This window comes from Angustibacter sp. Root456 (assembly GCF_001426435.1).
Taxonomy (GTDB): domain Bacteria; phylum Actinomycetota; class Actinomycetes; order Actinomycetales; family Angustibacteraceae; genus Angustibacter.
Window position 1 is genome coordinate 21,467 of record NZ_LMER01000012.1, and the last position, 9,549, is coordinate 31,015.

Below are 9,549 nucleotides of genomic sequence, written 5' to 3' on the forward strand. Positions count from 1 at the left end.
GGCTGTCGAGCGGTCAGAGGTCAGCTGGCCCCTGACCTCGCGTTGCCCGGCAGATGGGCCTCAGAAGCCGATGGCTGTGGCCGCGCGTTCATAGCGGCGCGCTTCGTCCTCGACGTCGACGTGGGTTGCGTCGACGGACGCTGCCTGGCTGGTCGTCGCGATCCGGAACAGCAACGCGCGGGCCACCGCGGCCACGGACACGCCCGCATGGTGCAGGAGCGACGCCTCGGCGCCGTGCCAGCACAGGGCGTCGGCGATGACGACGCCTTCCGCGTACTGCGGCGGACGCCAGTACGGCGAGATGTCGATGACCGCCGGTGGCAGCGTGGGACTCACCAGGACGTTCCCCGTCAGGTCGGCGTGCACGAGCTGAGCCGGGCTCAGCGCGTCGTTCACTGCGTCGTTCACTGCGGCGTGTACCCGCTGGGCCACCGACGCCAGCTCCGGGTGGAAGACGATGGTGCGCTCCCCCCAGGCGACGCGGTCCGCGACGGCCCACTGGTCAGCGCGAGCGCCGAGACCATCCGGTCGGGGCAGGTGGGCCACCGCCTGGTGGAAGGCCCGGCCGGCGTCGAGGATCTGCAGCCAGCCTGACCGGCTCGTGCGGTCGGGTTCGCTGCCCTCGACCCACCGGCTGGCCGACCAACCCTGCCAGCACCAGGTGCCGTGGACCGTCCGCAGCGGGGTCGCAAGACGGAACCCGACGGGCGCGACCTCGTGCAGCACCTCGGCCAGCCAGTGGTGAACGGGACCGCAGCCTGGCTTGAGCACCAGGTCGCCGCAGACCCACGACGTGCCCTGCCCACCGAGCAGACGTCGGGGCGGGTCCTGGACGGCGAACGCGCGCAACACCCTTGGCGGCGGCGGTTCAGCAGAGCACACCGGTGCACGGTAGGGCACCGGGGCGGGGTCGTCCGGGGAACGGCGGGCCCGGCTTGATCCGCCGCGCGCGGCGCGCGTACTCTTCCCGATGGAACGAAACGGTTTCGTTCCGTCCGGCAGATCGGGAGACGGTGGACGAGGTCGTCGAGCGGGTCCGCCCTCGCGTCGAGGGTGAGCGCGAGGAGCAGATCTTCGCCTGCACGCTGCAGCTGCTGAGCGAGCACGGCTACGACCGGCTCACCATGGACGCCGTGGCCTCGTCCGCCCGGGCCAGCAAGGCCACCCTCTACCGCCGGTGGCAGACCAAGGCCGACCTCGTCGTCGACGCCGTCGGTCGCTCGGCCTGCCTACCGTCCCCCGAGCTGGTCGACACCGGAAGCCTGCGCGGCGACCTGTTGGCCTTCTCGTGCGGCGCCGGCGGCCTCACCGACCACGTGCCGATGGACGTGCTGGGCAGCGTCATGACCGCCGTCCACCGCGAGCCGGAGCTGGCCGCGGCGGTGCAGCAGAGCTTCATCGCTCCGCGGCTGGCGCTCACCCGAGCCATGTTCGAGCGGGCTGCCGCTCGCGGCGAGCTGGCCGAGGGCACGGACGTCGACCTACTGGCCCAGGTGCTGCCCGCCCTGGTCGTGCACCGCATCTTCGTCAACGCCGGTGAGGTGACACCGGCGTTCATCGAGCAGGTGATCGACGAGGTCGTCCTGCCTGCCTGCCGCGCCGAGACCGCCCGCCCGACGCTGCGCTGACTTCCGCCCTCCCGACGACACGAAGGATCCCCATGTCCGAGACCACCACCACGGACGCCGTGGTGCCGCCCGAGCCCGCGGCGGAGCACGACCACGGCCACCGGCACCTGGGCATCGCGCTGGCCCTCATCAGCGCCGCCCAGCTCATGGTGGTGCTCGACGGCACCATCGTGAACATCGCCCTGCCGCACATCCAGACCGACCTGGACTTCACGCCGGCCAACCTGTCGTGGGTCGTCAACGCCTACACCCTCGCCTTCGGTGGCCTGCTGCTGCTCGGCGGGCGCGCCGGTGACCTGCTCGGGCGCCGCAAGGTGTTCATGGTGGGCGTCGGGCTGTTCGCTCTCGCGTCGCTGTTCGGTGGGATCTCGCAGAGCGAGGGGCAGATCCTCGCGGCCCGCGTGCTGCAGGGGGTCGGTGCGGCGATCGCGTCCCCCACCGCGCTGTCGCTCATCACCACGACGTTCCCCGCCGGCCCCGCGCGAAACCGCGCGTTCGGCGTCTACGCGGCCATGTCCGGCGCGGGGGCCGCCGTCGGCCTGATCCTCGGCGGCGTCCTCACCGAGTCCTCCTGGCGCTGGACCTTCTTCATCAACGTCCCGATCGGCCTGCTGGTCATCGCCCTCGCGCCGCGGTTCCTGGGTGAGTCGGCCCGCGAGCAGGGCGGCTTCGACCTACCCGGCGCCATCACCGCGACCGCCGGTCTCGTGTCGCTGGTCTACGGGCTCACGCACGCGGCCACCACGTCGTGGGGCGACACCACCACGATCACGACGATCGTCCTGGGCCTGGTGCTCATCGCGGCCTTCCTCGCCATCGAGTCGCGGTCGCGGCACGCGCTCATGCCGTTCCGGATCCTCGCCGACCGCACGCGAGCCGTCAGCTTCCTCGTGATGCTCATCGTCGGTGCCGCGATGTTCGCGATGTTCTACTTCCTGGGGCTCTACATCCAGCAGGTGCTCGGCTACAGCTCGCTCAAGGCCGGCTTCTCGTTCCTGCCGTTCAGCGTGGGGATCGTCGTGGCGGCACAGCTCGCCTCGGCGCTCGTGTCACGCGTCGACCCCCGCTGGATCTCCGGTGCCGGTGGCATCCTGGCTGCGGGGGGCATGCTCGGCATGTCGACCCTGAAGGTCGACTCGACGTACGTCACCGGCCTGCTGCCGTGGATCATGCTGCTGTCGTTCGGGCTCGGCCTGGTGTTCGTGCCGCTGACCCTGACCGCGGTGAGCGGCGTGGCCCGCGAGGACTCCGGCGTCGGCTCAGCCGTGCTCAACACCATGCAGCAGGTGGGTGGCTCGCTCGGGTTGGCGACGCTGTCAACGGTCGCGGTGTCCGCGGCCACCGACAAGGGCCGTGCGCTCGGCGCCGCGCTGCAGGCCAAGGCGCAGGCCGGTGGGTCGGCCACCTCCCCCGAGCAGCTGGCGGCGGCCAAGCAGCACATCGCCCTGGTGGCGCAGACGCACGGTGCCACGCGCGCCTTCATGGTGGCGGCGGCGATGGTGCTGGTGGGCGCGGTGATCATCCTCGTCGGCCTGAACATCCAGCACCAGGTGCTCGCCAACGACGGCCAGGCTCCCGCTCACCTGGGGTGACGCTGACGCGACGGCGCCCTCAGCCGACGCGGTGCAGCCACCGCACGGGGGCGCCGTCGCCGGCGTACCGGAAGGGCTCGAGCTCGTCGTCCCAGTCGCGGCCGAGCGTGGCATCGAGCTCGGCCAGGAGCATGCGGGCGTCGCCACCAGCGGCACGCACGGCGCTGCGGAGCCGGTCCTCGCCGACGAGCACGTCACCGTGGACGCCCACGACGGCGTGGTGGATGCCCAGGCGGGGCGTGTGGCTCCAGCGAGCGCCGTCGGCGCCGGCGCTCGGTTCCTCCGTGACCTCGAAGCGCAGCTTGGCCCACCCGCGCAGGGACGACGCGAGGCGGGCACCGGTGCCGGCGCGGCCCTGCCACGACAGCTCGGCGCGCCAGGTGCCGGGCTCGGCGGGCTGACCAGTCCACTCGAGCGAGACCTGCTGGTCGAGGACGCCACCCAGCGCCCACTCCACGTGGGGGCACAGCGCGGGGGGCGCGGAGTGCACGAAAACGACACCACGCGTCATCGCGGCAGACATCACGACCTCCTGTTGGCTCGAGGGACGTCTTCCCCAACGACCTCGAGTGACGGGGCGTGGTGCTGGCGGTGCTGCTGGCGTACGGTGCGGCGAGCGCACTGCTCACATTGTGCCCCAGCCGCCTCAGGAGCACCAGTCCCACCCCGGGCTGCACGCCGGGCGAAATCTCCTCCGTTCGGCTCTAGCCGAGGTCCTCTCCTGCCGATGCAGCAGGTGGACAATCGCCATTCGAGGGTGAGGGACACGGGCGTGGACAACAGCGAGGTGCTCATGGCGGAGGCCTACGACGAGGGTGTCGTCTCGGAGGTCATCCGACCCGCGGCGATCGTGCCCGAGGAGGCCGCGCGCGCCATCCTGGTCGAACTGGCCCTGCGCGACGTCCAGAACGGCGGCGTCTGGCAGTCCGAGCCGCAGCTGTGGAGCCTCTACGACCGGCCCTGGCACGGGTACAACAACCCGGCGGGCGCCGAGCTCATCGGCACCATCCAGGTGGCCTACGGCACTCCCACGAAGTACGAGATCACCATCTACCGCGTCACCGTGACCCGCTTCGGCGTCGAGCACGGCTGGAGCGTGCACAGCCTCACCGACTCCGCGCTGGAGTTCGGCGGCCTCACGCTCGACGCGTGCCCGCGAGCCACCCTCGCCGCTCCCCCGCGCCCCTTCCGCTTTTAGCGGGAGCCCTCGCGAACCCGGCGGCCCGATCCCCGGTGCACGCCGGGCTGAGCGCCGCAGGCTCAGCGGCTCAGCCCATCTGCAGCAGCTCGTGGCCCCACACCACGGCGGCCAGGTGCGCCATCTGCACGTCGAGGGCGGCGTCCAGATCGAACCCCGACACGTGCAGGTCAACCTCCCGGACGACGCTCCCGAGCTCGCCGGCGCCCTCGAGCACCGCGGAGCGGATCAGGTTGCTCGCGCCGACGGTGTCGAGCATCTGGCTCGCGGGGATGCCGGTCTTCTCCGACAGCGCGGACACGAGTCCGGCCAGGAAAGCCTCGCCGCCCGGGCCCCCCGCACGGCTCTTGCTGACGAGCTGGCAGGCGCGTGCGCGCACGAGGACCTCGATCGAGGTCACGACCTCGGCGGGCTCCTCGGCGGCGACGAGCATCAGCGCGATCCAGCCCGACAAGGTGGCCGGACCCACCAGCACCAGCGCCTGGTGCAGCGAGTTGATCGAGCGGCCCGTGCCCGCCGCGGCGCTGTTGGCCATCCGCAGGGTGCGTACGGTGAGCACAGCGTCAGAGCTCACGAGCTCCTCGATGTGGCCCATGTTGGTCTCATCCTGAGAGAGCGCCTCCAGCAGGCGCAGGCAGACCGCGTGCCGGGGCGAGAGCGCGATCGACGGCTGCTCGGCCGGCCGGGCGTACCAGTAGCCCTGGAACAGGTCGAAGCCGGCGGCAACGGCCAGGTCGTGCATGTTGCGGTCCTCGACCTTCTCGGCGAGCACCGCCAACCCCTGCTGGTGCAGGCTCTCCACCACGGCGGACCATTGCTCCGCCGGCACCTGCAGCACGTCGATCTTGGCGACGTGAGCCAAGGGCACGAGCTGCTCGGCCGCAGTGCCGGGCACGAAGTCGTCGAGCGCGATCCGAAAGCCTGCGGCGCGTAGCTGCACCAAGCGCTCGTGCACCGCCTCGTCGACGTGCACGCTCTCGACCACCTCGATGAAGGTGTGGTCCGACGGCGCGAGGTCGATCAGCGAGCCGAGCAGGAGTCCCTTGTCGACGTTGAGGAACAGCGGGTGGCCACCGCCGAGCCGCTGCCACCCGAGGTCGCAGGCCGCCGTGACGAGCACCTCGGCGGTCGCGCGGTCGCCGTCGAAGCCGGACTCCGGCACCCGGCCGCGAAACAGCAGCTCGTAGCCGTACAGCGCTCCGGCTCGGTCGACGATCGGCTGTCGAGCGAGCGAGGCCCGACCGGGCGTCGACTCGTCGGGAAGCCGCAGGTCAGCACTCATCGTCACCCTGCGTGCATCGGCGGAGGGGCAGGTGATCTTGAGGGGTGCCACGGGTGACCACCCGGACGCCGTACTCGAGCCGCCCCTGGTCGCGCTGCGTCAGTGGTCGGCGCCCGGCCGGCGCTGCTGGACCGCGTCCTGCAGCGCGCTGAGGCCCGCGTCGCTGCTGGCGGCGGCGGCCCGGTTGGCTGCCATGACGGCCTCGTAGACCTCCTGCCGGTGGATCTGCACGTGACGCGGCGCGTCGACGCCGATCCGCACGACATCCCCCTTGACGTCCAGCACGCGGATGACCACCTCGTCACCGATGACGAGGCTCTCGCCGATCCGACGCGTGAGTACGAGCATCGGGCCAGCATAGGTGCTGTGTGCTGGCGCGGCCTCAGAGCCGGTCCAGACACGGCGCGGCCCACGTCCCGAGCGTCGCCGGCCGGGCGTCGAGCCAGGTCACCGGCAGCGGGAGGTCGAGCAGTCGCAGCGGGTCGGCCACGTCGGCCACGCCGTGCGCGGCGACCGCGTCGACCCGCACGCCCCCCGCGCGCAGGGCGTCGAGGCTGCGCACGATGTCGGCGATGTCCCAGCGCGCATCGACCACGGCGGTCACGGCGTCCACCCCCAGGTCCGCGAGCCGCCGTCCGGCACGACGTGATCCGGCGGACGAGCCGTCGCTGGCGACGACCACGACGCAACCGCCCTGCGGACGAGCCGAGGCCGCACCCGCGCTCTCAGTGCCGACCTCGACGATGGCGTCGTCGCCCTCACCGCACTGGGCCACCCAGGCCCGAGCCACGGCCATCGCGGCCTCCCACGGCCCGACGACGACCTGCGTGCCCGTGAGCGCGGTCGGGGGCACCACGGCGACGGTGCTCAGCCGGTCGAGCAGCTCGAGCCGCGGGTCCGCCGTCGTCGTGGTGGGCGGCTGGGCCTCGGCAGCGGGCGCTACCGCGCTGACAGGGATGGGCGCGGGCACGGGAGCCGGCGCGCGCTCGACCCGAACGGTGGCGGGCACGAACGCCGGCTCGGGGTGCAGCGGTCCGCCTTCGGCCTGGGCGATGAGCTCGCGGACGAAGTGGTCGAACGACTCGCTCTCGGTGGACACCTGCCGACCGGGCTGGCGCACCGTCGTGGCGGCAGCGACGGGCGAGGCGTTCTGCGCGGGCTCCGGGGTCGGTGCAGAGGTCGGCGCAGGGCTCGGTGCAGGGCTCGGTGCAGGGCTCGGTGCAGAGGTCGGTGCCGACGTCGGCTCGGTGCGCTCAGGGTGGGCGGCAGGTGCTGCGGCGGCCGGCAGCTGCCGTGGAGCCGCGCCGTCCTGGGCGTCGGCGAGCGCGAGCAGGTCGTCGATGGACGCCGGGCCGGTGGGGGCGTCGTCCACCGACACGGCCACCTCGAAGCGGCGCTTGGCGAAGAAGCCTCCGACGCCGCCCACGAGCTTCTGCTCGGCGTGCACGATGCGCGCGTCCGGGCCGTGCTCGGTGCGCACGCGCTCGAGCAGCTCGTCGATGTCAGATCCCTCAAGCAGCAATCGCTGGGGCACTGCTCACCACTCCCGTCGTCTCGATCCGCAGGGTCGGGTCGATCTCGGCGTACGACAGCACCGGCAGCCGCGGCACGTGCGCCACCAGCAGGCGGCGCAGCGGCGCCCGGACGACGGCCGGGCAGACCAGCACGGGGGCCTGGCCGTTCTGCTCCGCCGCGAAAAGCGCGCGAGCTGTGGCGTCGACCAGCTGCTCGACCGCCCCTCCCGGCAGCGCGATGACTCCACCGGCCTCCCCCGGGCGGACGGCGTCGACGAGCTGCTGCTCGAGCATGGGGTCGAGCGTGAGCACCTGCAGGACGCCGTCGCGGGCCCAGGTGTCGCAGATCGCCGGACCCAGCGCGAGGCGAGCCGCCTCGATCAGCCCGTCGAGGTCCGCGCCCGCCTTGGCGCGCTGCGACAGCGCCTCGAAGATGCGGACCAGGTCGCGCACCGAGATGCCCTCGGCCAGCAGACCCTGCAGCACTCGCTGCACCTCGCCCGTCGTGAGCAGGGCCGGCGTCAGCTCCTCCACCACCACCGGGTGGGTGCGCCGTACCGACTCGATGAGCGCCCGCACGTCCTCGCGTCCGAGCAGCCGGGCCGCGTGGTTCTGCACGACCTCGGCCAGGTGCGTGATGAGCACGCTCGAGCGGTCGACCACCGAAGCGCCGTACAGCTCGGCCTGCTGGCGCGCCTCGAGCGGCACCCACTTGCCCGCCAGGCCGAACACCGGCTCGGTGGTCACCCTGCCCGGCACGGCGTCCAGGCTGTCGCCGATGGCGAGGACGTGGCCCGACGGCGCCTGGCCAGAGCCCACCTCGACCCCGCTGATGCGGATGGAGTAGCCGGCCTGCGGTAGGTCGAGGCTGTCCCGCGTGCGCACCGGTGGCATCACGAGCCCGAGCTGCATGGCCAGCTTGCGACGCAAGGCGCGCACGCGGTCGAGCAGGTCACCACCGACACCGCTGTCGACGAGGTCGACGAGGTCGGGTGACAGGACGATCTCGAGCGGGTCGACGCGCATCTCGGCCATGAGCCCTTCGGGCGTGTCCTCGCGCGCCGGTTCGGCGACCGCGATCTCCTCGGCCACCCCGGCCGCCTTGGCGGCGCCGGCCGATGCCCGCTGCGCCACGAGCAGCACGGCCGCGCCGACGATGATGAAGGGGAGCTTGGGGATGCCGGGCAGCAGACCGATGCCGATTGCCGCGGCACCGGCGATGTAGAGGGCGCGCGGCTGGTCACCGATCTGCGCGGCGGCGTCCGACCCCATGTCGCCGTGCGTGGTGGAGCGGGTGACGATGAGGCCGGTGGCCACCGAGAGGAGCAGCGCCGGGATCTGGGAGACCAGGCCGTCGCCGATGGTGAGCAGGCTGTAGGTCTGCAGCGACTCCGCCGGCGACAGGCCACGCTGCAGCATGCCGATCGCGAACCCGCCGATGAGGTTGATGAGGGTGATCACGATGGCGGCGACGGCGTCACCCTTGACGAACTTCGACCCGCCGTCCATCGCGCCGTAGAAGTCGGCCTCGGCGGCGACGTCGGCGCGACGCTGGCGGGCGGTGTCCTCGTCGATGAGCCCCGAGTTCAGGTCGGCGTCGATCGCCATCTGCTTGCCCGGCATCGCGTCGAGGGTGAAGCGTGCGCCGACCTCGGCGACGCGCCCGGCACCGTTGGTGATGACGGCGAACTGGATCACCACGAGGATCAGGAAGATCACCAGGCCGATGACCAGCGAACCCCCGACGACGAAGTGGCCGAAGGAGTCGATCACCTTGCCGGCGTAGCCGTCGCGCAGCACGAGTCGCGTCGCCGAGACGTTGAGCGACAGCCGCAGCAGCGTGAGCACCAGGATCAGCGACGGGAACACCGCGAAGTCGAGCGGCCGCTTGATGTACACCGACACCAGCAGCACCGCTATCGCCGCAGTGATGTTGAAGGCGATCAGCAGGTCGAGGAAGGCAGCCGGCAGCGGCACCACGAGGAGCAGGACGACGCCCACGACGCCGATGGGCAGGGCGAGCTGGCTGGCACGAGAGGTCGCGCGAGAGGTCACTGACACCGGGCCCATCGAGTGCGTGGCCGATCCGTGGCCGTAGCGGTGCCGTCCTGGCATGAGCGACCAGCCGTCGACCGGTCCTGAATCTCCCTCGGCAGACGAGCCGGAGGACTTGAGGCCCGCGCCACGGGTCCGCGCCTACCCGCGTCGGGGGGTGACCCATTGCTGGACGAGGCGGTGGATGAGGTGGTTGGCGCGGTGGGGCGGTAGCGGCTGGTCTGGTGGGTCTGTTGAGCTGGTGTCCCAGACGACGGTTCCGTTGATGAGTTGTGCGGTG

General features: G+C 72.1%; 9 protein-coding genes. 3 read left to right on the top strand and 6 right to left on the bottom strand.

The genetic code is table 11. The features are described from left to right. Positions 1–60: 60 nt before the first annotated feature. On the bottom strand, positions 61–849 hold the full coding sequence (locus ASD06_RS04865; protein ID WP_157371522.1) for a TIGR02569 family protein: 789 nt from the start codon (positions 847–849) through the stop codon (positions 61–63). A 164-nt stretch (positions 850–1,013) separates the two neighbouring features. On the opposite strand from ASD06_RS04865, the gene ASD06_RS04870 reads away from it, so the two are divergent. Both ASD06_RS04870 and ASD06_RS04875 read left to right on the top strand, forming a co-directional pair. Continuing rightward, positions 1,014–1,628 (top strand): TetR/AcrR family transcriptional regulator, encoded by a 615-nt coding sequence (locus tag ASD06_RS04870; RefSeq protein ID WP_056674027.1) that lies wholly within the window; start codon positions 1,014–1,016, stop codon positions 1,626–1,628. A 32-nt stretch (positions 1,629–1,660) separates the two neighbouring features. Next, entirely contained in the window at positions 1,661–3,220 is a 1,560-nt protein-coding gene (locus ASD06_RS04875) for an MFS transporter (protein WP_056674029.1), read from the top strand. Between the two features lie 19 nt (positions 3,221–3,239). On the opposite strand, the gene ASD06_RS04880 is transcribed toward ASD06_RS04875, so the two are convergent. Further along, positions 3,240–3,743: a DUF3145 domain-containing protein gene (locus ASD06_RS04880; RefSeq protein ID WP_056674032.1), complete on the bottom strand. Its 504-nt coding sequence runs from the start codon at positions 3,741–3,743 to the stop codon at positions 3,240–3,242. 249 nt (positions 3,744–3,992) lie between these two features. On the opposite strand from ASD06_RS04880, the gene ASD06_RS04885 reads away from it, so the two are divergent. Beyond that, entirely contained in the window at positions 3,993–4,418 is a 426-nt protein-coding gene (locus ASD06_RS04885) for a hypothetical protein (protein WP_056674034.1), read from the top strand. Between the two features lie 70 nt (positions 4,419–4,488). Here the strand turns inward: ASD06_RS04885 and ASD06_RS04890 are convergent, their stop codons facing one another. The 4 genes from ASD06_RS04890 to flhA form a co-directional block, all read right to left on the bottom strand. Continuing rightward, positions 4,489–5,700, bottom strand: coding sequence for an EAL and HDOD domain-containing protein (locus ASD06_RS04890; protein WP_157371523.1), 1,212 nt, complete (start codon positions 5,698–5,700; stop codon positions 4,489–4,491). Between the two features lie 99 nt (positions 5,701–5,799). Continuing rightward, positions 5,800–6,048, bottom strand: a complete 249-nt coding sequence (gene csrA / locus ASD06_RS19755; RefSeq protein WP_056674040.1) for a carbon storage regulator CsrA — start codon at positions 6,046–6,048, stop codon at positions 5,800–5,802. A 34-nt stretch (positions 6,049–6,082) separates the two neighbouring features. Next, positions 6,083–7,234: a hypothetical protein gene (locus tag ASD06_RS04900; RefSeq protein ID WP_056674042.1), complete on the bottom strand. Its 1,152-nt coding sequence runs from the start codon at positions 7,232–7,234 to the stop codon at positions 6,083–6,085. After that, positions 7,212–9,284: a flagellar biosynthesis protein FlhA gene (flhA, locus tag ASD06_RS04905; RefSeq protein ID WP_056674044.1), complete on the bottom strand. Its 2,073-nt coding sequence runs from the start codon at positions 9,282–9,284 to the stop codon at positions 7,212–7,214. Before flhA ends, ASD06_RS04900 begins: the two co-directional genes overlap by 23 nt. Positions 9,285–9,549 lie beyond the last annotated feature (265 nt).